At 37.3% G+C, this 26,155-nt stretch carries 20 protein-coding genes; 6 read left to right on the top strand and 14 right to left on the bottom strand.

Annotated features, from left to right (window positions below; all coding sequences use genetic code 11):
• Positions 1-21 precede the first annotated feature (21 nt).
• Positions 22-1,104: a hypothetical protein gene (locus K350_RS0119065; RefSeq protein ID WP_037576429.1), complete on the bottom strand. Its 1,083-nt coding sequence runs from the start codon at positions 1,102-1,104 to the stop codon at positions 22-24.
• Positions 1,105-1,106: 2 nt separating this feature from the next.
• Positions 1,107-1,601, bottom strand: a complete 495-nt coding sequence (locus K350_RS0119060; RefSeq protein ID WP_028981254.1) for a T9SS type A sorting domain-containing protein — start codon at positions 1,599-1,601, stop codon at positions 1,107-1,109.
• Between the two features lie 155 nt (positions 1,602-1,756).
• Here K350_RS0119060 and K350_RS31485 point away from each other — a divergent pair, with 155 nt between their 5' ends.
• A complete protein-coding gene (locus K350_RS31485) occupies positions 1,757-2,434 on the top strand; it encodes a hypothetical protein (protein ID WP_051313355.1) in 678 nt (225 codons plus the stop codon).
• Positions 2,435-2,711: 277 nt separating this feature from the next.
• On the opposite strand, the gene K350_RS0119050 is transcribed toward K350_RS31485, so the two are convergent.
• Entirely contained in the window at positions 2,712-4,319 is a 1,608-nt protein-coding gene (locus K350_RS0119050) for a hypothetical protein (protein WP_028981253.1), read from the bottom strand.
• 457 nt (positions 4,320-4,776) lie between these two features.
• Here K350_RS0119050 and K350_RS0119045 point away from each other — a divergent pair, with 457 nt between their 5' ends.
• Both K350_RS0119045 and K350_RS0119035 read left to right on the top strand, forming a co-directional pair.
• Positions 4,777-5,448: a porin family protein gene (locus K350_RS0119045; protein ID WP_028981252.1), complete on the top strand. Its 672-nt coding sequence runs from the start codon at positions 4,777-4,779 to the stop codon at positions 5,446-5,448.
• A 124-nt stretch (positions 5,449-5,572) separates the two neighbouring features.
• Positions 5,573-6,406 (top strand): hypothetical protein, encoded by an 834-nt coding sequence (locus K350_RS0119035; RefSeq protein WP_245598678.1) that lies wholly within the window; start codon positions 5,573-5,575, stop codon positions 6,404-6,406.
• A gap of 161 nt (positions 6,407-6,567) precedes the next feature.
• On the opposite strand, the gene K350_RS29545 is transcribed toward K350_RS0119035, so the two are convergent.
• Entirely contained in the window at positions 6,568-7,956 is a 1,389-nt protein-coding gene (locus K350_RS29545) for a PQQ-dependent sugar dehydrogenase (protein ID WP_051313353.1), read from the bottom strand.
• Between the two features lie 356 nt (positions 7,957-8,312).
• On the opposite strand from K350_RS29545, the gene K350_RS0119025 reads away from it, so the two are divergent.
• Positions 8,313-8,861, top strand: a complete 549-nt coding sequence (locus K350_RS0119025; RefSeq protein WP_037576426.1) for an RNA polymerase sigma factor — start codon at positions 8,313-8,315, stop codon at positions 8,859-8,861.
• A 477-nt stretch (positions 8,862-9,338) separates the two neighbouring features.
• Here the strand turns inward: K350_RS0119025 and K350_RS0119015 are convergent, their stop codons facing one another.
• Positions 9,339-16,457 carry a T9SS type B sorting domain-containing protein gene (locus tag K350_RS0119015; protein WP_028981248.1) on the bottom strand — a complete coding sequence of 2,373 codons (7,119 nt, stop codon included), beginning with the start codon at positions 16,455-16,457 and terminating at the stop codon, positions 9,339-9,341.
• Between the two features lie 240 nt (positions 16,458-16,697).
• Here K350_RS0119015 and msrB point away from each other — a divergent pair, with 240 nt between their 5' ends.
• Positions 16,698-17,189 carry a peptide-methionine (R)-S-oxide reductase MsrB gene (msrB, locus tag K350_RS29540; protein ID WP_037576423.1) on the top strand — a complete coding sequence of 164 codons (492 nt, stop codon included), beginning with the start codon at positions 16,698-16,700 and terminating at the stop codon, positions 17,187-17,189.
• Positions 17,190-17,307: 118 nt separating this feature from the next.
• Here msrB and dnaJ read toward each other — a convergent pair whose 3' ends face one another.
• The 6 genes from dnaJ to K350_RS0118980 form a co-directional block, all read right to left on the bottom strand.
• Positions 17,308-18,450 carry a molecular chaperone DnaJ gene (gene dnaJ, locus K350_RS0119005; protein WP_028981247.1) on the bottom strand — a complete coding sequence of 381 codons (1,143 nt, stop codon included), beginning with the start codon at positions 18,448-18,450 and terminating at the stop codon, positions 17,308-17,310.
• A 3-nt stretch (positions 18,451-18,453) separates the two neighbouring features.
• The gene (locus tag K350_RS0119000; protein ID WP_028981246.1) at positions 18,454-19,017 is read right to left on the bottom strand and encodes a nucleotide exchange factor GrpE; all 564 of its coding nucleotides are present in this window, start codon (positions 19,015-19,017) and stop codon (positions 18,454-18,456) included.
• A 114-nt stretch (positions 19,018-19,131) separates the two neighbouring features.
• Entirely contained in the window at positions 19,132-20,121 is a 990-nt protein-coding gene (obgE, locus tag K350_RS0118995) for a GTPase ObgE (protein WP_028981245.1), read from the bottom strand.
• A gap of 48 nt (positions 20,122-20,169) precedes the next feature.
• Complete coding sequence (locus K350_RS0118990) at positions 20,170-20,748, bottom strand: adenylate kinase (RefSeq protein ID WP_028981244.1); 579 nt, start codon at positions 20,746-20,748, stop codon at positions 20,170-20,172.
• 49 nt (positions 20,749-20,797) lie between these two features.
• On the bottom strand, positions 20,798-21,325 hold the full coding sequence (gene hpt, locus K350_RS0118985) for a hypoxanthine phosphoribosyltransferase (protein ID WP_028981243.1): 528 nt from the start codon (positions 21,323-21,325) through the stop codon (positions 20,798-20,800).
• 112 nt (positions 21,326-21,437) lie between these two features.
• Complete coding sequence (locus K350_RS0118980) at positions 21,438-22,355, bottom strand: M20/M25/M40 family metallo-hydrolase (protein ID WP_028981242.1); 918 nt, start codon at positions 22,353-22,355, stop codon at positions 21,438-21,440.
• A 293-nt stretch (positions 22,356-22,648) separates the two neighbouring features.
• Here K350_RS0118980 and K350_RS0118975 point away from each other — a divergent pair, with 293 nt between their 5' ends.
• Complete coding sequence (locus K350_RS0118975) at positions 22,649-23,842, top strand: tetratricopeptide repeat protein (RefSeq protein ID WP_028981241.1); 1,194 nt, start codon at positions 22,649-22,651, stop codon at positions 23,840-23,842.
• A gap of 49 nt (positions 23,843-23,891) precedes the next feature.
• On the opposite strand, the gene K350_RS0118970 is transcribed toward K350_RS0118975, so the two are convergent.
• Genes K350_RS0118970 through K350_RS0118960 form a run of 3 tightly spaced genes read right to left on the bottom strand, consistent with a single transcriptional unit; the run spans position 23,892 to position 26,151 of the window.
• Positions 23,892-24,365 (bottom strand): Lrp/AsnC family transcriptional regulator, encoded by a 474-nt coding sequence (locus K350_RS0118970; protein ID WP_028981240.1) that lies wholly within the window; start codon positions 24,363-24,365, stop codon positions 23,892-23,894.
• A gap of 29 nt (positions 24,366-24,394) precedes the next feature.
• On the bottom strand, positions 24,395-25,168 hold the full coding sequence (locus K350_RS0118965; protein WP_037576419.1) for a formyl transferase: 774 nt from the start codon (positions 25,166-25,168) through the stop codon (positions 24,395-24,397).
• Positions 25,165-26,151: a polysaccharide deacetylase family protein gene (locus K350_RS0118960; protein ID WP_028981238.1), complete on the bottom strand. Its 987-nt coding sequence runs from the start codon at positions 26,149-26,151 to the stop codon at positions 25,165-25,167. Before K350_RS0118960 ends, K350_RS0118965 begins: the two co-directional genes overlap by 4 nt.
• Positions 26,152-26,155 lie beyond the last annotated feature (4 nt).

Raw genomic sequence — 26,155 nt, 5'->3', positions numbered from 1 at the left:
ATTGATTCTTAGTGCTTCAACTTACTTTATTCTTTTAAAAATTGCTTGTCGATACTCATTTATATTTTTCATAGAAAAATAAACTGTATAAGGAATCATAAACTCATCTAAATTGCTCACCTGCTGGGCTCCAGAAGTATATACCATCACATCAGTGTAGGCTATCGGAAACTTGATATCGAGTGCCACGCCCAAACCAGAATTGTTAACTTCAGCTACGCGATTGTATAGTAAATAATGATCTTCATGCTTAATATTGCTCGTAAATCTTATTGAATCAATGCCAGCCGCTTCAATATTTTCTTCATGAAAAATAGTATCTGTCTTACCTACAATTACATCTGCGACATTATATCTTCCCACCAGGTAACTGCTTAGAGAAGCTTGCAATACTTTTATTGGAAAAGTAGAGGAGACAACTTTACCAGAAGTAGATCGCCCTTTTATTGGAATATTATAGATACCCGCAGCTAGTCCCGCATTTGCACTCACTTTCACTTCCTGAATCTGGGTGCTTGATTCCTGAGCATTTACTGTAAAACTCATTGGCTGAATGGTCAAACCTTGAATTGGATTTTCAACCGTTAATTGAACGGCTTCATGATCATACATGTAGGAGTTAACCCCAAGTTTCAGATTCCCCCTTGTTTCGCCTTGCTTAAGTGCAAAAAGATTGCTTGGAAAATCAGGAGTTGCAGTATAGATTCGATAATCATAGGCCGCTTTTAAAGCATAAGTAGCAATAGGAACAGGCAGAATCCTTGACTTACCCATATCCTCCAGCCCTTGTCCAGCGTCCATTTCAGTCTGTATCCATATTTCCTTGCTTCTCCAATTAATCTCATTAAAAGTCCCTTGTAAAGGCGCCCCTTCTCCCACTACCAGTGAGAATCGTCCATCATCATCGGTTTTAACAGAATGACTTTCTTTATAAAACAACTCATCAGGAGAAGTACTCAAAATAGAAATGTAAATTGAAATAGTTTGACCCGCAATCGGAGCACCGCTCTTCATCTTAGCAACTCCCTGATAATAAAATCCACTCTGAGCAAAGCAAGCCAATTGAAGCATCAAAAGGATTGCTATTGTAAAAATTTTCTTCATTGTTATATTTTAATAATCTTTTCGAATGTTCTTTCCAAAGTTTCTTTATTGATAATTTCAATATAATAGCATCCCTCTACAACCCTTGGGTAATTAATATCATTGTTTGGTCTTACATAATTTATATTACTGATAAGATTACCCTGCATATTGAATATATTCACCTCGTAACTGGCATTTTCATCTCCTTTGATTTGGAATTTGTCTGCAACAGGATTGGGAAAAATTACTGAGTTCAAGGCTGACTTATCTTCTCTAGGTGGGAAAACAGAATTGACCAAATCTACATCAGTCAGATCCTTGCCAATAAAGCCTAAAGAAAGTTTGTAACTTTCAGATTGATAGGTTCTTGCTACCGGCTCACCTAATGTGAATGTCAGAGAATACTTTTCTGAACTAGAAGCATTTCCTGATGAGGAAACTATATGTGTCTCATCCTGTCCATTAACCTGAATATAAACAAGTAATGCGGATATAAGTAAAAATGTATATTTCATACCACCCTAAATATGCAAAAAAATACGACAAAGTGTTAAGATGAGTTTTACATACCTTAATAATGACCTGACTTTAAGGGGGAAAATTTTTTTTTCGCTTAAATAGTAATAAATTTAAATTGATATTTTTCACAAATTCTATAACCAAAGATTAAATGGGTACATTAGCAAGGTTTAAACTTGACAAGTTTGTTAATCAATTTAAATTAAAATCATTTTTTGAAACGGGTTCTTTTAAAGGTGATGGCATTCAGGTAGCCGTAGATGCAGGCTTTCAGGAAATCATTTCTACAGAAATCATGGATGAATTTTACAATTTATGTAGAGAAAGATTCAAGGCCAATGCCAATGTAAAAATTGTAAAAGGTAATAGTTTTGATCTTGTACCACAACTTTTAACGAACACTGATCTACCAACATTTTACTGGCTAGATGCTCATTTCCCTGGTGCTGACGGAGGAATATTAGGATACAATGATGAGAAAATAGAGGAAGTAAAATATCCTTTGGAAAAAGAAATAGAGCAGATTCTTGCTGTAAAAAAACAGATTGCTAATGATGTATTCCTGATTGATGACTTAAGAATCTATGAAGACGGAAACTTTGATCATGGTAATATGCCAGGCAACATAGCCCGCCCTAAAAACAGGAATATTGATTTTGTATATAAACTTCTTGGTAATACCCATAAAATTGTCCGACTATACAATGATGAAGGATATATCCTATGTGTGCCTAAACACAATGAGTTTATTGAAAGTGACTTTGTAAATCCATCTAAAAAGAAGAAATCTATAAGGAAATTCTTAAAGAAGCTTTTGGGGGTGAGTTAATATAAAATCTATCCAAGAGACTTCTTTTAATTAAAAGTGCCTGAAGCCAATCGTCTTCCGGCACTTTTTTATTATGATAGCTTTATAAAGTGTCTCATTCCAATCCCTACTCTGCCAGGCATTATAGCTAACATTCTTCGCTCTTGTACTCTTTTCTTGGTTATAAAAGAATGCTTAATAATGACTTTTCCTTGATATTTCGAATAGATATCAGGACAAAAAGTAAAAGGGCAGTCCTGATTCAGAGCTGCCCTTTTCTTTTAGTTTTAAAGAATAATTATTTCAGCAATTCCATTTTAACCATTCCGTCCTGCTTTCCTTTCAGGTAAATTTCCAAAAGGAAGGTTTTATCTGCTGAATCAAATATCCTTGGCGTTTTAAACTGAAATGCCTCAACTCCATTGATATTTTCAATATTGAAAAGAGGATGTCTTTCATAGTTACCTGTTGCATCATTAATTTTAAATGCAGTCAGGAATCCTCCTCTTCCATCTTGATGCTTAGCAGGAGCTTCATCTTTTCCTATGTCTGCATTCTTAATGTTATCCAGGAATAGTACATATTCAGCATCTTTAGACTTGATGAAACGTATACCCATTCCACCTTTACCAAGTGTTCCCACTTGGGTTTTAGGTAATTTCTTCATCCAAAGCAGTTTTCCTTTAGCATCAATTTTGGTTACAATAACATCAGCATAATAATAAACTGTAGTTTGTCTCGTACCTACAAACTCATTTCTGATATATTGCTGCTCTCCAACAATGACAGTACTTCCATCTTCAGCCTGCACAAGGTTGGTCATTTTTACATCATTGATACCTGCTTTACCTTCACCTTCTCTTTTAGCATTTTTAGCCTGTGCTCTTCCAGACTCGAATTGATTGATCAACTCAATTGGAAATTCATAATCGTGTTTTTCAAGAATCTTTCCATTCTGATCCATTTTGAAGTGAAGAATACCATTTGTATTAAAGCTTAATGCCCCTGCTCCTGTCCAGTTTACCGTTACATCCATTCCATTTGCATAAAAACCTGTACATGTAATATTTCCATCAGCAGCTTCGCGAAGTTTAAATTCCTGGAAGAACAACTTACCATCAATATCTATTTTGTGAGGAGTAACAGAAAGGTCTTTATTGATTGTAAGCAATTGAAACTCCTTTGTCTCATTTATTGCAGCAAGCATAAATGCTTTACCATCTTTACTTACAGCATAAGCAAGGTTATTCATTTGCTTCTCAGTGTAAGGCATTTTAGCTTCACCGCCCCATTGCTTGTTAAACGCTGCATCGAACACATAAAAACCGATGATATCAAAGCTTTTTGAATCTTTTTTGGTTTCCGGCTTTGTTCTGTAACGAAGCATTATTTTGGAGTTATCGAATGAAGTTAATACTTCAAATCTTATTGCTCCAGCACCAAACATACCTGGCATTCCATCTACATATGAGCTGACAGTTACTTCTGAGCTGGTAGAAAAAAGTAATTTAGGACTAAGGAAAGTTCCGTCAGCCATATTTATTTCTCTTACATAAAGGTCTTCTACCTTGGCTTTCTTGTTAAATGAGCTAAAGATGTAGTATAATTTATCACCAACCTTCATTACCCTTTGAACTTTATTATAAGGAGGAAAATCTTCGTATGTTTTTCTACTTACTTCTTTCATTGTAGAAGCATTAAAACGCTGAATGAATACCTTCTCTGCGTCTGTTTTTACAGAAATTGCATTGCCCTTTCCATCGGAAAAATACTCCTTACTTGCACCATCAATTACCTGAAAAGGCTCGCTGACAGTTACTTTAAAATCTTTTGATAAATTAACTTGTCCAAAAGATGCAAATTGAATTGTTAGTAAAAGTGCTAGTAAAAGTTTTAGTCTATTCATATTAAAAAAAAGGTTTATAGTTTAAAGTTTAAATTTAATACAATTTCATTGTGTGCCAATTATTTAAAAGGCAACACAGATTATTTAATTATAAATTTTTCAGAAGTAATGTGATATATTATAAATCTTCACGCATATCCCCCTAAAATATACGCCGAAATACCCTTAAAATTCTGATTAAAAATTTACCATTCCTAATACGCTGAGCATTAAATATTTGTTCTGAATCTTCACAAACACTAGTTCCCCCTCCACTTCAGACCAGCAATTTGAATGATCATTGGAATACGGATTGCAGACTATCAATTAAATTATATTAAAACCAGCACCCGGTTATTTTGGCAAACCTCTGTTTCTCCATTATATTTACATAGGCCTGTCCAATCATTATTGGGATTTATCGCCAGAACCCTAACATTAGTGGAGTAAAGAGGTTAAAATATTATAATTCACTTTTATGAAAGGTCTTACTTTTTTTCTGCATGCTTTGCTATTCATAAGTATTCACGAAGCAGCTTCACAATCTTTGTACATTGGCCCTAAAGCTGGATTAAATCTTTGTCGGCTTAAAGGATTGTCTGATGGGAAGACAAGACCAGGCACAATTGCAGGACTTTCGGTCACATGGGAAAAGTTCCATAATGTAGGATTTAATGCTGATTTCCTCATATCTTCAAAAGGAGCGAGAAGAACAGGACAAATAAGTACAGACTCTTCCAACCTAAACTGGAATTCATATTTAAATCTTGTATACCTTGAAATTCCTTTACTAATTGAAATATACTTAAGAAAAAAAGATCAATCCTTCAGACCTAAATTTTTTGGAGGTGTATCTACAGCTTTTAGATTGGAAGCTTCAGAATCAATGCGATATACTAAAGACCTGCCTAATGGCGATTTTGAAAGCTTTTCCGGGACTCAAATAAAATCAAGTGATTACAAAAAAAATGATATTGGTCTGATTTGTGGGGCGGGATTTCAATACAGGATCGGAGATAGGGCCAACTTCATATTTGACACAAGATATACTTATGGGTTAACAAACATACAAAGTAACAGTCAATCAACACCTTTGAGAAACCGCACCATTTCTATCCTTTTAGGCATACATTACCAAATAAGTAAATAACCATCTAAAACTTATGTGTTACCAAAGCATGTAAGAAATCGAAATACAAAGGTCCGCTTATTAATATCCTCCTGCCTTAACTTTACAGCAAGTTTTCAGATTGATCATTAATTTGTTGGTTCCTTTGAAGTCATTATTAAGAAAAAGCTTACGCAGCTTTTTATTCCTCCTCTCTTTCTCATCTTTCGTGTTCATTGCCAATGCCCAAGATAACACTTCCTCTTCCGGAAAGAATGGTAGCTCATTTTACCTGATGTGGGGATATAACAGAGATATGTATTCACGCTCTACCTTGCACTTTGCAGGAAGTAATCCTAATGGTAATTATGATTTTAAAGTAGAAAAAGCACGGGCCCACGACCAGCCGGATATGGATAATTTCTTTCGCACTCCTCCAACCGTTCCTCAATACAATTTGAATATAGGTTTCATGTTCAACGAAAAGAAAGGATGGGGTATTGAAGGAAGCTGGAACCACTTGAAGTATGTAATGCACGACAATGAGGTCAGGCATGTAAAAGGTGAAATCTATGGACAGAAAATTGATAAGGATACATTGATTAGCCCTGACTTTGTTAAATTCGAGCATACGAATGGGAACAACTATCTAATGATATCTTTAGTGAAAAGGATGGTTATATATGAGTCAAAAAATAAGAATATTCGCTTTGGAGGGCTTGTAAAACCAGGAGGTGGTGTACTGATTCCAAAAACGGATTCAAGAGTTCTCGGCTATCATAATGACGGTCCTTTTAAACTATCAGGCATAGTTGTAGGAGTAACAGGATCTCTAAGAGTTGATTTATTTAAATACTTCTTCCTTGATACGGGATTACAGGCTGCAGAGGCTTTCTATACATGGGGAAAAATCTATAACGGAAGAGTAAAACATAACTTTCTTTCCCTTCAATATACTTATGCAGCAGGCATCAATATACCGATCGGTCATAAATTTTGAAGAAGAGCATTTGCTTATAATATATAATTAATTCAGTTGCCCAACTGCTCTATACTATTTAAAAAGCCAGTCATTACTAACTGGCTTTTTAATATTAAAAGTCTCCTGACTTAGAATAACATCACGATCAAAACACCTTTCTTAATTCAGAATTGCATTTATTATAACTTGCGGCACTTTATTGTCTTGCTGCTTTCTTTTGATTTAAGAATGATCAGATACATACCAGAAGGTAGATCGCTAATATCTATTTTCATTTTCCCGGAATCGAATGAATTATCTGTCACAAGCAATGTGCGAAGCACTTTGCCCTGATTATTACAAATTGCTACTTCATTTTTTCCTGTAAAATCAGCCGCATCAATCGTAAAAATATCAGTAACGGGGTTCGGATATAAACTTATGTTGCCGCTGTTTGGAGAACTTTCAAACAGCCCTGTTACCACCTGATTGGTCCTTAAAAGAATAAGACTGTTCGGGCTTTCTGTCAAAGCATAAATCTTCCCATCAGGTGAGACTTCAACATCTCTGAATCTCGCGTAATTCTGCATGAATGAATAAGTGGCCACATGCTTATCATCCTTTATTTTCACCCATTGAATTTGTTTTCCTGCAAGAGCTCCTAAAATAAAATTCACCTCATTGGCTTGCTGGTTCTGTACATTTACAATAGCTAAACCGCAAGGGGCAATAGAAGGAACCCAATACCTGATAGGTTGTTTCATTCCTTCTTTTGCAGTATCCTTGGTAATCGTGCTTCCGTCATAATTCTTACCAAAAGTTATTTTTGGCCAGCCATAGTTGTTACCAGCTTCAATTAAATTGAGCTCATCTCCACCCATAGGCCCATGTTCATGAGCATAAATTTTATTTGTTTCCGGGTGAATAACCAACCCTTGCATATTTCTGTGTCCATAACTATAAATTTCAGGCTTTGCTCCACTTACTCCTACATATGGATTGTCACTTGGAACGGACCCATCGTCATTCAGACGTATGATTTTCCCCAAATGATTTTCCAGTAACTGAGCATTATCCTGTTCCTGCCTTTCACTTGAGGTAAGAATAAGGTGGTTATCTTTATCAAAAGCTAAGCGGCTGCCATAGTGATTTGTACCGCTTTTAAAAGGCAGGGCTCTGAATATTTCAGTAAAGCCCGTTAGCTGGTTGTTATTTAATACGGCTCTGCCTATTGCAAGTGTGGAGCCACCAGATCCAGAAATTGAATACGAAAGATAAACGTACTTATTGGTGGAGAAATCAGGATGAATAGCTACGTCTAGTAGTCCACCCTGGCCGGAGGTTGAGACAGCAGGAACTCCGCTGATCTGTGTCTTTGTATCAGAGGAAACTACATATCGGAATAGTTTTCCGCTTTTCTCTGTAAACAGTAATTCATTTGGAGAAATAAAACACATGCCCCAGGGTTGTGCCATTTCATTAGAAGACAAAAGAACTTTATCTAGTTCAAGTGTAGGAGCCTGTGCCAAGGATTTTAGGACCGAGACAGACATTAAAATGGCCAATGTAAAGTAGAACTGTTTTTTCATAATGCGTAAATAATGGGTTCTAATTAAAATTAAGGTTATGGTATAAATAAAATTATAAGCCATAAACCATCGATTTTAGAAAGATGGAAAACGGCCGCATGATTAAAGAGCCTCAGTTTGGGGCTTAAAATCATTCAAATTTTAATGTAAGTGTTGCTATTATTATTTGGAGGCCAGGAAATTCCTGGCTAGATGATAATCCCTCAATTATCAACGATGTAATATATACACTGAAAGTCAAAAAAGTAAACAAAAGGAGTGAGAAACAAATCTTTGGGGTCATTTATAATTTATAAATCTATGGGTGATTTTTTAAGTTTTTAGGTATTAATTAAATCACCAATTATATTCAGATAATGGGAATTGTTACGGACAATAATATCGTCGAGGAATTAAAGTCGGAAGATAGTGAAGCTTATGAAAGACTATATAAGTATTATTTCCCGACTATCTTATCTTTTATAAAACGTAATAAAGGAAACGAAGCAGATGCTGAAGATATCTTTCAGGAAGCTGTGCTTGTTCTTTTGCAGAAAATAAGGCAACCAAACTTTATTTTGACATCTGGATTAAAGACCTATTTGTTTGCTATCGCAAAAAACCTTTGGTTGAAACAGCTTAGAGATAAAAAAGTAATCTCTTCTAACAATATAGAATCCTGGCAAAATGATGTGGAGTTGCCACATGAAGCATCTGAAAAAAGCTTAGACCAGAAACTTTCAGAATGGCTGAAAAGAATCACAGAAAATTGTCAGAAGATCTTAATTGCTATTTTCTTCTATAAAGAACCCATGGATAATCTAATAAAGAAAATGGGATGGAAAAATAAACATACTGGTGCCAACCAGCAGTACAAATGCATTCAGCAATTGAAAAAACAAAAGGCTATAGAAGAAGGGATTTAATATCCCTTTTTTATTTTATTACTTTGGGTGATAGACTGAATGTTCTGGTATTAATTAGAAAAACTTTATGAATAAATCAACTAAAATCCTGCTTTGCATTATTTCGGTCGGACTAACTGCTATGTGTATTTATTATTTCTTCGGACACTAATGAGTACAAAAGATGGAAAAGTCATTTAACATTTGGGGAATTAAAGAATATGAAGACACTGGTACAAGTTGTCCATATATCCCGGCTAAACTACATTGGTATAAAAAGGTGTTGCTTTTGTTCTTCCGGTTTGGTGTTTGCCCGGCCTGTATAACGATGAGTATTGCCTATAGTCTAAAGAAATTTTTAACCTCTGCATCACGAAAAATAAAAAGTAGACAAACCTCTTGAATATTTTTTATTGCAACCTTCCGCCCTCCTTAGAGATCAAAAGAAAGAGGCCGATCAATTCTGACCGGCCTCTTTCTTTTTGATAATATTTTTAATTACTCATGTCTGTTATTATTACTTATAATATGCAGCCAGCCTTTGTATTCATCTTTAGCGCAACCGGTCTTCAGGTAGAAGTAATACATACCATCATTGACATTCTTGGCATCCCAGCTATTATCATAGCTTGAGTTTTTGTAAACTCTCTCACCCCAACGGTTGTAAACTTCAAGTTTAGCTCCGGGAAGAATGTCATAGTTGTTTACGTCTCTGATGATGTATGTTTCATTTTTACCATCATGGTTAGGCGTCATCAGGTTAGGAATAACCAGCTCCTGATGATCAAAGATTTCTACGGAATCTATTGCAGGTAATTCAGCCCAGCAGTTATTTGTATCTACAACTGTAACGAGGAAGTAGTTTCTGCCAACAACTTCAGCAGTAAATCTCTTCGTTAATGGACTAGTATGATCTACCATTACATAACTTGTATCAGGAATACTTGAGTTTGGAGTGAACCATACATAAGCATTAGGTACACCTTTAACAGCTGTTGCAACTGCATCAAACTCTACTTTGGAACAAAGTGTATCCTGAGGAATATCAAGTGTTACTACCGGAAGGTCATGAACCGTTAAATACATTGAATCTACAACCGGTTCACATATTCCATTATCCGCAATCAGATACCATTTTTGTTTCTCAGCTGGTGCTTTGGTATTCACCGGGGAAACTAACCTTGTAGTATCAAACAACAATGGAGCAGCCGGATTTTCTGGCACCCATTTCCAATCCACACCAGTGGTAGGTATAACGCTTCCAAGAATTAAAGCTCTATCATTATTCTTACAATAGATATACTGACCTGCTTTGTTTGGTCCGGCATCCACTTTAGGATCAATTACATTTACAGGAACTGAATCAGTTGGTGAAGGCAAACATGCTTCAACAAACAGATTTACATAATAATATGTAGTATCCTTTGGATTTTTAGGTAAAGCATAAGGTGTTCCGTGACCGATCAAACTATCGTTAAGATTTTTATCCTTCATATACCAGTTTATAACTGCATCAGGATTATAAATGGTATCCACACTCAATTCAATCACTCCAGCATATGCGCTACAAATTGAAGTATCTGAAACAATTGCATCTATCAGATCATCTTTAGGATCTTTGTTGACTTTTACTTTTACAGATTTACATTCAGATATTCCACAGACATTTTTCAATGCTATATAATAGGTAGTTGTTGTATCCGGAGGAGCCATGGAAACCGTGTATCCAGTAGTCACAGAATCCAATCCGCACCCTTCTTTGTACCAGATTGGTTTAATTTTAGGATCGGTACCTGCAGTAGCCGATAGTTCGATATTTCTGGTATCAGTATTACAGATAACTGATCTGTCAACATTCGCTGAGAGAGGTCCTTCCGGAACATCTATAACAGTAATCTTTATTGCATCTGTTGCCTTACAATTTTTAGAATCTGTAACTGTAGCAGTATAATCAGTTGTTACTGTCGGACTAACAGAAGGGTTAAAATCATCCTGATTTGGTACAGGTGCTGGATTTGCTGTCCAAACTAAAGATATATATGGTTTATATCCTTTAGTTATATTGGTAGATAAAACCGCCGAAGTTCCTTTACAAATAGTGTCATTAACAGTGGTAGAGATTACAAGAACAGGATTTTCGTTTACATCAATTTGCACAGATTGTGTATCAGCTGAACAACCTTTAGTATCGGTTACTATTAAAGTATAGATTGTAGTATCAGCAGGACTCACTGTTGGGCTTTCTCCTGATGGATTCGGTCCTGGAGTTGCAGTCCAATTATAAGTAACTGCACCATTTCCTCCCGTTACAACAGTTTTTAATACTGTAGACGAACCTACACATATTTCATTAGCATCAGGAGTCAACGTTAGAACTGGAAGAGTATTAACCTTAATACTAATTTCGCTTGGGGTCAAATCTTCGCAATTACTTTGCTGATTTACCAAGTACGCTTTTATCACGCCATCTGTTGTGCCAGCTGCAACACTTACTGTAATGCTATTTGTATTATCTCCAGAGGTAATTGTAAATCCAGCAGGAACAGACCACTTATAGTCAACTCCGCTTACAGCAGGAACTGAATAAATATGTCCCTTAGTATCTTCACAGACCTCAGCACTTCCTGTTATTCCAGGAGTTACTGGTCTTGGATTTACTTTTACCGCAAATTCACTTGGGGATAAATCCTCGCACTTAGTTGTAGAATTTACCAGATATACTTTAATTATTCCATCCGAAGCTCCCTCTGCCACACTTACAGTGATGCTATTTGTATTATCTCCTGCTGTAATTGTAAATCCTGCAGGGACTGTCCATTTATATTCTACACCTGTCTCTGAAGGTATAGTGTAAATATGTCCACTGCTATTTTCGCAAACTTCATCATCACCATTAACTGTTGGGGTTTCTGGTCTTGGTTGTACATCAAGTGTTATAGTGCTAGGTGAAAGATCGGAGCAAGCTGTTGCAGAAGATCCGGTAGATGCATAAACCGTGATATCTCCAGACGCTGTTGCTTCCGGACCAATATTAACAGTTATCTCGTTGGTGCCCTGACCTGATACAATTGTTACTCCTGCAGGGACAGTCCAGTTGTAAGTTAAGCCAGCCGTTGCAGTAACACTATATTTTAAACCAGGTGTATTTTCGCAAGGAGCATCATTTCCAACGATTCCCGGGGTTTCAGGTCTTGGGTTTACATTAAGCGTAATTTTGCTTGGAGACAAATCCTCACAAGTTGTTGAAGTCGTAGTTGCAAAAACTGTGATATCTCCTGAAGCTGTAGCAGAAGTTCCAATATCAACAGTGATTTCGTTTGTCCCCTGACCTGATACAATTGTTACTCCAGTTGGTACTACCCAGGTATAAGTTGTACCTGCTGTTAATGGAACACTATACTTTAGACCTGGACTATTTTCACAAGGGTTAGCTTCTCCTACGATACCCGGCGTTTCAGGTCTTGGTTTCACATCAAGAGTGAACTTGCTTGGGCTCAAATCCTCACATGTAGTACTTGTTGTTTTCGCTGCAACTGTTATATCACCTGAGGCTGTCGATGCAGATCCTACATTAACTGTTATTTCATTTGTTCCCTGACCGGATACTATAGTTACACCCGCTGGGACAGTCCAGGTATAAGTTGTACCTGCTGTTGAAGGAACACTGTATTTTAAACCAGGAGTATTTTCGCAAGGAGTAGAATTTCCAACTATACCAGGAGTTTCTGGTCTTGGTTTTACATCAAGTGTAAGTTTGCTTGGAGATAAATCTTCACAAGTCGTGCTGGTAGTTTTAGCAGTTACTGTAATTTCTCCCGAAGCTGTTGCTGCAGAACCTATATCTACAGTGATTTCATTTGTCCCCTGACCGGAGATAATTGTTACTCCAGTTGGAACAGCCCAGGTATAAGTTGTACCTGCCGTTGAAGGAACACTATATTTTAATCCAGGAGTATTTTCACAAGGTGCGGCATTTCCAACAATTCCCGGAGTCTCAGGACGTGGTTTTACATCAAGTGTAATTTTGCTTGGAGACAAATCTTCACAAGTCGTACTGGTAGTTTTAGCAGTTACTGTAATTTCTCCTGAAGCTGTTGCTGCAGATCCTATATTTACTGTAATCTCATTAGTACCTTGACCACTAACAATAGTTACGCCCCCAGGGACAGTCCAGGTATATGTTGTTCCTGCTGTTGCTGTTACACTGTACTTGAACCCTGGTGTATTTTCACATGGAGCATCATTTCCAACGATCCCTGGAGTTTCTGGCCTTGGTTTTACGTCAAGTGTAATTTTACTTGGAGATAAATCTTCACATGTTGTACTGGTAGTTTTAGCAGTAACTGTAATATCTCCTGAAGCCGCTGAAGCAGCTCCTATGTTTACTGTGATTTCATTAGTACCTTGACCAGAAACAATCGTTACTCCGACTGGCACAGTCCAAGTGTAAGTAGTACCTGCTGTAGCCGGTACATTATACTTTAAACCTGGTGTATTTTCACATGGCGTAGCATTTCCAACGATTCCCGGAGTTTCAGGGCGAGGTTTCACGTCAAGAGTAATTTCACTTGGCGTTAAATCCTCACAAGTTGTACTGCTGGTTTTAGCAGTAACAGTAATTTTCCCAGAAGTGGTTGCTGCTGCTCCAATATTAACAGTGATTTCATTAGTGCCCTGGCCAGAAACCAATGTTACTCCTGTCGGAACAGTCCAGGTATATGTCGTTCCAGCAGTCAAAGGAACACTATATTTAACTCCTGTCGAATTTTCACATGGGCTTATATTTCCAACTATTCCAGGAGTTTCAGGTCTTTGGTTAACTGTAATTACTCTACTATGGATACCTTCACAAGCCCCAGCTAGCTCTTTAACGGAAAGTGTTCCTCCCGTTGCCCCTACATTAATTGTAACGCTACTTCCGGTAGATGAGCCGACTATAGTTAATCCACCAGTAACAGTCCAGCTATAAGTATTTCCGGAAACATTTGGTGTAGAGAATGTTACATTTTGAGTATTATCGCAAAATGCATATGCGCTTCCTGTGATATCTGGCTTTGGCTCTATGCAAAGAGCCACACAAGAAGTAAATTCTGAAGTGTTATGTGCTGCAGTTGTTCCATTTACTGAAACAATAGCTGTATAATCTTTATTTGTCTTACCTGTTGCTGGTACAAATGACTGAGGCGAAAGCCCTGATTTTACTAATGTTTTACCCTGCACTTTATCAGGATCCAATCCGCAATTATGACAGGCGTCAATTTCATATATTTCAATGTAAGAATTTGCCGGACCTGTAACTGTGAAGTTTGTAGGAGTTCCTGAAAATGTGGGTTTAGCATAATTGTTATTACCACCGTTTGATAGAACAATACCTCTTAGCGCATTACAAGAAAAAGAATTATGGTGAATGGAGTTATTGATTGAGGTTGTTCCATCAACTACCACTCCGTTTCCGGCATTGTTTGCAATTGTGTTAGACTCACCAGCGTTAACACCACCAATTATATTATTGGAGCTTCCGCCTGTCGTACCTGCGCTTTGCTTCAACTCAATACCATCTCCACCGTTTGCTAATGCCAGTCCGTCTTTTTCTACACCGATCTTATTATTGAATATTTTTACCCTGTCACCATCTTCCATATGAATACCATCTGCAGTATTACCTGCAATAATATTTCCCTGTCCTGCGACTGTCCCACCAATGGTAATATATTGTGCACCTTCTGTAACAAGGATACCATTGTTTTTATTAGCCATGGCAGTTTTGCCAGTTTGATCAGTACCGATATAATTTGATCTGATTATATTAGAAGTAGTTTCTGAATTATTAGCGATTCCGGCTCCAAAACCTTGCCCTCTGAAAGTAATCCCATCCCTGTTACCTGAAATGACGTTAAGCTCAACTACGTTATTATTACTTCCATGCTGAATACCAATACCAGCACCCTCATCATCTAATGCTCTTGTACCGTTACCTAATAATGCAGTACCATCATTTCCAAGGTAATTCCCTTTAATTGAATTGTTCCTAGCCTGGTTACTATTATCGTTATTGCTGAAATCAGACTGAAGGAAAATACCCCATGAGTTGTTTCCTACAATATTTCCTTTTCCGGCAGGATCCGCTATTGAAGCAGCGTCTCCGATTTTACAATCATGAGCACCTAGAAGTGATATACCATCCTGACGGTTTCCAATTTCTTCATTGTTTGGACCAACTCCCACTCTGTTGTTATAAACAAAGATGTTGCTAACAGATCCTCCATTAAGCTGAATACCATGGCCTCTATATGCCTTTCCGTTGTTTGGATAAATACCAAATCCATTGCCACCGATCACGTTACCTTCAGCAGCAGTATTCCCTCCGATGGTTACATTGGAAGAACTTGTTTCCAGTTTTATACCTGCATAAAAGTTTCCAAGTGAATTACCTGTTCCGGTAGATGCTCCTGTTTCATTTGTACCTACATAGTTACCTGATATTTTAGAAGATGTAACTTCTGAAAAGTAAATCCCAGTCTGCAGAGTTGCATCATATCCAGTAGGACAAGCATTAAAATTACATGACTCACCACAATAATCAGGTCCGCAAGGTCTGCTATCAATTGCACCTCCGTTTCCGGAAATTATATTTCTATCTGCAACTGTAGATCCACCAATCGTTACGTTGTTAGATCTGTCAACCCTGATACCAGCTGCTTTATTACCGATTGCTTTCGTACCTGCTAAGTCTGTACCAATGTGGTTACCTACAATCTTCAGACCTGCTGTATTGGTAGCCCAAATACCATTACCGATGTTACCCGAGATTACGTTACCACTGATTACTATCGGATTTGCAACAGTTGAAGCACCATCAATATAAATACCTTGTTGTCTGTATGGCTGATTGGTTCCATTTCCAAGTAAATTTGAACCGGTTGCATCCGTACCTATAAAGTTTGAGGTAATTTTAACTCCGTGAGAACCTGGTCTAATGTTAATTGCACCATAAAAATTTCCATCTCCCACTGACATACAACCTGATATTACGTTGTTAGTAATATTTGTATTGGACGCATTTGCATCAAGAAATATACCACTTGTTTTTATTGTAGTTCCGGCGATTGAAGTACCGGCAAGGTTAGTTCCTATGAAGTTTTTATCAAGAGTTGAACCTGTTGAGTTATTTACCCTGATACCAACATTAAAATTTTGAATGGCAATACCTCTAACTGTTACATTGCTCGCTCCATCAATATTAAAACCATTTCCATTTTGACCATTGTTTCTAAAAATCCCAATTAGTGGTGTCCCACTGAAACCAGTCATAGGTGCAATAGTTGCATCAATAACCAAACCACCAGCATTACCATTATTATTGATAGTAGGCAGATCAGAGTTTACCTGAATTACTGTCCCGGCAGTTAGTCTAAATACAATCTGATGAGGCGTTCCTCCGTTCCCTGTATTATTGGCGAGACGAATACACTTTCTCAAGGTATTGGTATTGTCACTAGCTGTATAGCCGGCTCCATTGTCACCATCTCCATTATTATCTACCACAAATACAGTTCCCGCCATGGAACCTGTTATTGCTATAGTCAGGAACAGGAGAAAAAGTATAACTTTTTTCATATTAGATAGGTTAAAGTTAATTCAAATGGGATTTTTTAGTTGTAAAATATGACTATTCTTATTTAATCATTGATACCAGTCAGAAATATACAAATTTTTATTGGAAAGTTCTACTATTTTAGACGTACCAAACTAAAAAAGGCATGCTTTTGTTGAAATCTTCGTCTTTTTTATTCCCCATTCTAAATTCAAACCTAAGCACTTGTGCGTAGTTGATCCTGCACAGATCGCTCTATTAATATGAAAAACCTTGTTTTGGTAACCATCGTACTTCGTCTATTTACCGGATGTTCTCAAACCAGTCAATTTCCGAAATTCCAAAACTTCAATCAGACAGATACCGTAGCTAAATCTAATGAGGAATGGAAAAGGCAGTTAACGCCTGAGCAATATACTGTTACCCGAGAACAGGGAACTGAACCTCCATTTAATAATAAGTATGATAAAAATAAAGAAAAAGGTATTTACAAATGCATCTGTTGCGGAAACAGCCTTTTTAGCTCATACCAAAAATTTGATTCAGGCACAGGCTGGCCAAGTTTCTGGCAACCAATTGACAAAACACATGTAAAATATCTGGAAGATGGTGACAGAGTGGAAGTCAGATGCAACCGCTGTGACGCTCACCTCGGACATGTATTTGAAGATGGGCCAAAGCCGACAGGCCTCAGGTATTGTATGAATTCGGCATCTTTGGATTTTGTAAAAAGGAAGAAAAATGCGAAAAGCTGAAATCTGAAAACTTAAAGCAAAAATACATAAGGTTGATCTATATAAATACCTATATAAATAAAAAGGTTGAAATTAACCATTTGGACAACTTCAACCTTTTTAACTTTTTGCTTTTAGCTTAAAAGAATTCTTTCATTTTCTCAAAGAAGCCTTTATCATGCTTTCCCGGATTAGGCTTGAAGCTTTCAGAATCTTTCAGAGAAGTAAGGATATTTTTCTCTTCTTTAGATAATGTCTGTGGTGTCCAGACATTTACATAAATAAGTTGATCTCCTTTGGAATATCCGTTCACTTCTCTCAAACCTTTTTCCTTCAATCTCAATATCTTTCCGCTCTGAGTTCCCGGATCTATTTTGATCTTCACTTTACCTTCAATTGTTGGCACTTCCAGAGAGGTTCCCAAAACTGCATCTATAAAGCTGATATATAGCTCATAAATAATGTTTTGCCCATCTCTTTTTAACAGCTCATCTTCAACTTCTTCTATTAATATAAGGAGATCGCCAGGTATTCCTCCGCGATTTGGGGCATTACCTTTACCAGACATGCTCAATTGCATACCTTCAGCCACACCGGCAGGTACTTTTATGCTTATCACTTCTTCCTTCAGCACTCTTCCTTCTCCCTCACATGTCGGACATTTCTGAGAGATTGTCGTTCCTTCACCATGACAAGCATGACAAGTAGACGTACTCACCATTTGTCCAAGCATGGTATTCACCACTTTCCTGGTTTGGCCAGTTCCCTGACAAACAGGACAGTTCTGAAGCGCTGCGCCATTTTTTGATCCATTTCCGCCGCAATCATCACAAGCAACGTAGCGCTTTACTTTTATTTTCTTTTCGGCACCCTGAGCTATTTCCTGAAGGGTAAGCTTAAGCTTTATTCTGAGATTACTTCCTCTGCGCTGCGCACGTCCACCTCTACCACCACCTCCACCGAAGAAACTTTCGAAAGGACTTCCGCCCCCGAAAATATCCCCGAACTGAGAGAAGATATCGTCCATGTTCATGCCGCCGCCACCGCCGAAGCCGCCGCCAACTCCCTGATGACCAAACTGGTCATACCTTTGCTTCTTCTCGGGGCTGCTTAATACCTCGTAGGCTTCCGCAGCTTCCTTGAATTTTTCTTCAGCGGAAGGATCATCAGGATTTTTGTCAGGATGGTATTTAATTGCGATTTTTCTGTAGGCTTTCTTTATCTCTTCAGCACTTGAAGATTTAGAAACACCAAGAATTTCGTAGTAATCTCTTTTAGCCATTTTTTATGCTCCGATAACAACTTTTGCAAAACGAACCACCTTTTCATTCAGATAATATCCGTTTTCTACAACATCAACAATTTTGCCTTTAAGGTCTGGTGTGGGAGCCGGAATTTGAGTAATAGCTTCATGAATTTCGCTGTTAAACTCTTTTCCCCTCTGATCTTCCATTACTTTAAGACCTTTTTGCTCAAGGGTTTTATATATTTTATTATGAATAAGGGAAACTCCTTCTTTGATTGCGGAAACTTCAGTAGCTTTTGCCATTGATACTGATGCTCTTTCAAAATCATCTAATACTGGCAGTAAGCTAGTAAGAACATCCTCCCCCGCAGTTTTCAAAAGTTCAACGCGTTCTTTTGAGGTTCTTCTTCTGAAATTGTCAAACTCGGAATATAATCTCAGATATTTATCTTTCAATTCCTCATTTTCCTTTTTCAAAGTTTCAACCTCATTTGCCCCCTGAGAAGTTCCTTCAGTATTTTCTTTTCCTTCCGAAGTTACAGTCTCCTGATCCGCATTTTCTGTCTGAAAATCTTTTTGTTCGTTCTTTTCTTCCGGTATCATTACTTATATCGCTAGGTTTTCAATTATAAATTATATTTCCACTTAATTGGAAAAAGACATTGGCAGTGGAGATTCAATTATTTTGCCAAAAGAATTCGCACTGACAAGATGACATTATTCATTTAATGTGCGCCATATCAGATCTTTTAACTTCATCAGCCCATTCCCTGTGTAGGATGAAAACATGACGAAAGGTACATTAGGAAGTTCCTTTTCTATCAGATTTTCAAGTTCCTCATCAAGCAGGTCGGTTTTAGAGATTCCCAAAATTCTCTTTTTATCAAGCAGTTCCGGGTTAAATTCTCTCAATTCGTTTAAAAGAACATTGTAATCTGCTTTTATGTCCTTGCTATCTGAAGGAACAAGAAAAAGTAAAATAGAATTTCTTTCTATGTGTCTTAAAAAACGCAGTCCCAGACCTCTCCCTTCAGATGCCCCTTCAATAATTCCCGGGATATCTGCCATAACAAATGACTTGTCATCCCTATAGCTTACAACTCCAAGATTGGGCGTAAGTGTGGTAAATGGATAATCTGCGATTTCAGGTTTAGCAGCAGAGACTTTGGATAATAGGGTAGATTTTCCTGCATTTGGAAATCCCACGAGACCAACATCTGCCAAAAGTTTCAGCTCAAGAACCACCCACTGTTCAATCCCAGGCTCCCCCGGTTGTGCTGTTCTCGGCGCCTGAACGGTAGGTGTTTTAAAATGATCATTCCCCAATCCGCCTCTACCGCCAGGGACAAGTATTACTTCCTGCCCATGTTCGCTTATTTCTACCATAAACTCTCCACTTTCTGCATCTTTGGCAACAGTACCCAGCGGAACATCGAGAATTACATGTTCGCCGCTGGCTCCGGTACGTCTTCCGCCTTCACCCTTCTGACCAGGCTCAGCAATAACATGTTTTCGGTATTTTAGATGGAGTAATGTCCAGAGCTGAGAGTTTCCCCTAAGAATAATATGACCGCCATGACCACCATTTCCACCATCGGGACCACCCATATCTGCAAATTTTTCATGTCGAAAATGAACAGAACCTGCACCTCCTGCTCCAGATCTGCAGCAGATTTTTACGTAATCAATAAAATTTGAAGAAGCCAAATGAAATAGCTTTAAGAATATAAAGTAAGGAGGAATTTCCTCCTTTAATTACTGTTTTACTAAATCCAATATCTTGGAAATATCTTTGAACACCTGTTCAATGGAATTCATTCCGTCTACTTCTTTGTAGATACCCTTTTTGCGATAATAGTCTGCAACGGGAGCTGTTTCTTCCTGATAAACAACTATTCTCTTGCTGATTACTACCGGATCTTTATCATCCGCCCTGTTAGATGTCTGACCTCTAAGTACAGCTCTTTTAGTTAGCTCATCTTTTTCTACGGTAAGTCCGATTACTGCATCAACGGTAATACCATTTTCGACACAAAGGTGGTCTAATGCACCTGCCTGAGGAACTGTTCTTGGAAATCCGTCAAAAATGAAGCCTTTTGACGATTTGTTGCTTTTTATTTTGTTGTTGATCATTCCGATAACTACCTCGTCAGGAACAAGCAAACCATCATTAATGAGCTTCTGAGCGCTTTTACCTAACTCAGTACCTTCCTTCATTTCTGCTCTTAATAAATCGCCTGTAGAAAGGTGAATCAAACCATACTTTTCAATGATATTCTGGCTTTGAGTGCCTTTACCTGCGTAAGGAGGTCCAAATAGAATGATGTTCAACATAGTTTCGTTTTCTTTTTGAGGGGCTAAAATTAATGATTTAAATCTTTATTCAGTCGGCTAATGCATAAATATCCTTTAAATTTCTTCCATAGCCATTGTAATCGAGGCCGTAACCCAATACAAATTTATCAGGAATCTCGAATCCTTTAAAATCAATCTTTAAATCCGTTTTATGTTTAGAGACCTTGTCAAGTAAAGTTAAAATTGAAATAGATGCAGGATTTTGCTTTCTCATTTCTTCACAAACAGCCTGCATGGTGAGGCCAGTATCAAAAATATCATCTACAAGGACCAAATGCTGTCCTTTAATATTTTCCTTCAGTCCGATCAGTTTTTGAACACTTCCTGTAGTTTCGGTGCCTTCATAGGAAGCCGTTTTGATAAAAGTAATTCTGGCAGGAATGGAAATTTCCTTAAATAAATCTGAAGCAAACATAAATGCTCCATTTAATATGGCAACAAACAAAGGGTCTTTCCCTTCCATTTTGTATGAAAGATCGTTTGCCAATTCCTGAATTCTCTGTTGAATTTTTTCCTTTGGGATAAAAATTTCAAATTCCTTATCTAATATTTTCATTGGCCCTGGCCAAAAGCTAAAATGTTAAAATCTCAATTATCCTAAAGGTACAAAAATTTCCATACCCCATTTAGTGATAAATGATACATAAGGAAACCTTTCTCTTGCCTCTTCAGAGATTTTTCAGTAAGAACTTATACATTTCAATCATTGAAGTAATATCCTCTTTATGAACCTTTTCATCAGGCGAATGGACGTTGTCTTCTGCAGCTCCGATGAATACCCAATCGAAAGGATATGGAGATGATTGCAATTCCTTTCCATCACTTCCCCCAAATGCTTCCACTTCTAGCTGAAATGGTATTCCGGATGTTTTAGCCAGATTTATTACCTTATTTAAATAACTTCTTCGGGGAATACTTCTGTCACGCATGGAAATAACCACACCTTGTCCATGCCTCACACCTTCGGTAATCCAGGTAATATCTGAAATCAGTGCCTGGCGAACTTTATAATTTTCATATACATATTTCGCAAGTACTGAGACAGAACCTCCTCCATGTTCTTCCCAGCATGAAAATGCAATAATTCCATTTTCAAGTGTTTCTGCCAGCTTCAAAGCGTTAAAAACACCAAGCCTGTTGTCGAGATAGCATGATTGAACATAATGCAGATCTTCTCTGAAATTACAGTCGAATACAAGCTCTGTTCCACGGTCTATCTGTCGGGGAAATTTATAGGTAATATCCTCCTCTTTGCTAACTTCCATTTCACAAAGAATCTCTCCCTGACTGTCACTGCCTCTAAGTTTATATCCCGACTTCTGTTCCGGACCGCCGATCGGAACAAGCTGGTGGCCATATCTTACTGTAAAACCTATTGAATCCATGTGTGCAAATACAGCTGTAACAGGACTTCCAAAGACAAGTAAAAAACTATCCTGAAATTCATCGCCTTGGATAATGTGAGGCTTAACTTTCCAGCTGTGCTGATTGGACGTGATATATGCAATAAGAAATTCTTTCATTGCAATCTCATTTCCAGAAGGTGCATGAACTGAGCAAAGTTCTTTAAGTAAACTAAAATCCATATAAAGAATTGAATGAGTTAAATGGGATTAAGCAATAAAAAAATCATTCATCAGAATCAACACATGAGCACAATTCAAATGATTGATTATTATGATTAAGGGATTTTTCAACGGTTAATGATTTATTCGTATTAAATATATACCAAAAAATGGCACGTTTCATGAATAGTTATTGTTTCAAAAAAAATATTCATAATTTAAAGCGTTAAATTTTAAGCCTTCCTCGTTTAATGAGGGGATATGGTTAAATCCTTATTAGTCATTTTGTAAAAAATTGAAGGACTCTTTTGATAATGCGTAAAGCACTTTTATTCTTTTTATTTATTATTTCCTTTACAGGAACTACTCTCATTGCTCAGCCAAAGCAAAATTCAAATATGCTATTGTCTGACGAATTTCTGCAGCTTGAAGCAACAGATGCAGTGAACGCGATGTATAATTTCAAATTTGATTTTGCTGAAAAAAAATTCAGGGAATTTAAAGAGAAATGGCCTTGGCACCCCATGCCTTATTTCCTGATGGGACTAAGCACCTGGTGGAAAATAATGCCCAATATTGATAATGAAGCTTATGATGCAACATTTGAGGCATACATGGACTCTTCTATAACAGTTGCGAAAGAGCTTTTTGAACAAAATGAAGAGAATTACGAAGCTGCCTTCTTTCTATCCGGTGCTTATGGGTTTAAAGGCAGGCTTTACGGAGAAAGAAAAAAATACAGCAAAGCTGCTTTTGCTGGTAAAGAAGCTTTATACTACCTAAGTAAATACTCTGACAACAATACCCTTACCGCCGAATTCTTATTTGGAAAAGCTCTTTTCAACTACTACGAAGTATGGATTAAAGAAGAATATCCTTTACTGCGTCCAGTGCTGGCATTTTTTCCGGACGGGAATAAAGAGCTGGGCATGAAGCAGCTCAAAGAAGTTTCATACAACGCATTTTATACGAGGATTGAGGCTCAGTATTTCTTAATGAGAATTCACTACCTGGAAGAAGAAAACTACGCAAAAGCATTTCCGATTGCCAGGTATCTGTCTACAACTTTCCCAGACAATCCTTACTTTCAGAGAATGTATGCAATGCTGGCATTCGTAAATGGTCAGCGGAATGAAGCTGAAGTCGCATCGCTTGAGATTCTTAATAAGCTTGACCAAAAATATCCGGGTTATGAAGAGAGAGCAGGAAGGTATGCTGCCTATTTTCTCGGGTATGTCTACAAGTACAATTACAGAGATAATAAAAAAGCGAAAGATTATTTTCAGAGGATGCTTATCTTTTCTGAGAAAACCAATCTTACTGACTCCTACTACTATCTGAGTTCTTTATCTAATCTGGCGCAGATCGCTCACGAAGAAAAAGACTATGAAACTGCAAAGAGGTATTATAAAACCTTGATGAAAAGGGCTGAGAAGAAAGATCCTCTTTATAAAGAAGCAAAGGAATATCTTGACCCTCCAAAGAAGAAAGACAAAAAGAAAAAATAAATTTTACGAACACGCATTAACACAATGCGTGTTTTTTATTTTCAAGCAGTTAAAGAATGGGCATTACTTTAGAATCCTTGTATGTGGAAAGGATTACCATTGACTGCATATTCCCGATTTCTTCAATATCCACAAGCTTTTCAAGGATCAACTCCTGATAACTGGAAATATTATGAGTCAGCACTTTTAACAGGAAATCACCTGACCCGGTAATATGATGGCACTCAATAACTTCAGGAATCTTGTTTATTTTATCAACAAAAGATTTAATCTGATTTTTTTTATGACTTGAAAGTGAGATGAGAATAAATATACCTACTCCAAGTCCTAGTTTTTCTGTATCTACCTGAGCATGATAACTTTTAATCAGTCCTGCATTCTCTAATTTTCTAACCCTCTCCAAAGTGGGTGCGGGGGAAAGGCCGATTTCCTGAGCTAATTGAGAATTAGTAATTTTAGCATTTGCTTGCAGCTTCTCCAGTATCTGCCTGTCAATTGGATCCAGTTTAGAAATATTTTGCATTTGCGTTAAAGCTAAAACTTTTCTTAAAACTATTTAACTTTTTTTGTTTTCCAATAATAAAAATACTCAATGAATGTCGGGTGGTACCATAATGCTGATTTTGCAGACTCAGCCGAAATAACTTTCAGGTTGCCTTCAAAAAATTTATCCATCGAACTCAGCAGGAGATTGATTCCCTTCACAAACTGCAAATACGGATAGGTTGCAAAATTATCCTCTTGTTCAACCTCCACTTTGTCCTGAGCAAGTATGCTTCCCGTATCAATTCCGGAATCGACAAAATGCACGGTAGTGCCACAGTTTTCCGGATCGTTATTGATAAGAGCCCAATACCCTCCATGAACCCCTCTGTATGTGGGAGTAATCCCCGCATGAATATTCATTATTTTCCCCTGAAAGGTCTTAACAAATTTTTCTGACAAAATCCTTGTTCCATTGATGATAATGAGATCCGGAGCTTTGGCTTTTATCAAGTCAATTGATTCATTACTGTTTGCGGACCCAATCTTTTTCACTATCCCAGGAGGAATCGACTCTGATGACATGCCTGCTTTATTTAGTATCGCTTTGATTCTTGCCTGAGCTCTTCTCTTTAAAAAAGGATAAACTCCTACCTGAAAAACAAGCTGGCCAAATACTTTGAACAATCCCAATTTCCGAATTCTTCCTCTGATCAGTTTTCCTTTGGATACTGGCTCTTCAATGATCACTTCAATGTTAGGATATGATTCTTTTAATGCATGATAAATCATATTTGTGAAGTCGCAATCTACTGCTAGCAATATGATCTTTTGCCCCATCATAATTGCTTATGCTTGTTTAAAACATCTGTAGCCAACTCAGTCATACTTGCTGATGCCATTCCAAATTGTTTGTTCAGATAAGTATACCAGTCCAGCAGCTCCTCCAGTTGTTCCATGTTTCGATTTGTCGATTTTCCAAAATTATGGGGATGCCACCAAAGATGATAAATTTCATTTGATATTGCAGCCTGATACATTTCTGATTTTATCCTTTTTATTTTCAACCTTTCCAGAAAGAAGAGCTTCGAAGAATATGGTCTGAGGAATCTGCTCGAAGCAATATTTACAGGCACTTCCGGATTAATTTTCTTAAAAGAAGGAGTGGATTTTTTTATTAATGGGAAATATGAATCCAGCAGCCTTATAATTCTTTTAAACATAGTATTTTCTTTCTGGCTATTTGCATCGTAATAGTAGGAAGAAGGATTACCACGATAAGCTATTATACCATTATCAGCAAGTACTTGGAGATACTCCCTATTCACCTGATTTCTCGGAAATACAATAGATTTAACTTTAACGCCTAATCCTTCTGCAGCAAGCACAGCAGCTTTGATATCTGCTTCAAATGCTCTTTCCTGCTTATTGGGCTCCTGACAATAGTAATGGGAAAATGTATGCGTTTCTAGGTCCTGATATTTTTTTGTTTGAATGAGACGAATCAATGATTTCCCATAATGGTATGGATCACTTTGTTCATCTTCACCGAGATCTGCCAACTGGTTATAGTTGGATAACTTCGTATTCTGGTATTCTGGCTTTACTTGAGGAAAGGAATTTAACAGGTCTTTTTTATTATCACAAAACAAAAAACCAACAGTGGCCCAGGATACATGAATTTTTTTTCTTTCAAAAAGTTCAAGCATTAATGGAATAGCCTTACGAGCTCCTAAAATATTTTCACCATAATCGGCCTTAGTACGATGGTCTTTTACCCCCCATAGTAATTCAAAATCCAGCGATATGACAAAGTAAGCAGGCATAATT

Source organism: Sporocytophaga myxococcoides DSM 11118, assembly GCF_000426725.1.
GTDB lineage: Bacteria > Bacteroidota > Bacteroidia > Cytophagales > Cytophagaceae > Sporocytophaga > Sporocytophaga myxococcoides.
This window is presented reverse-complemented; position numbering and strand designations above follow the sequence as displayed.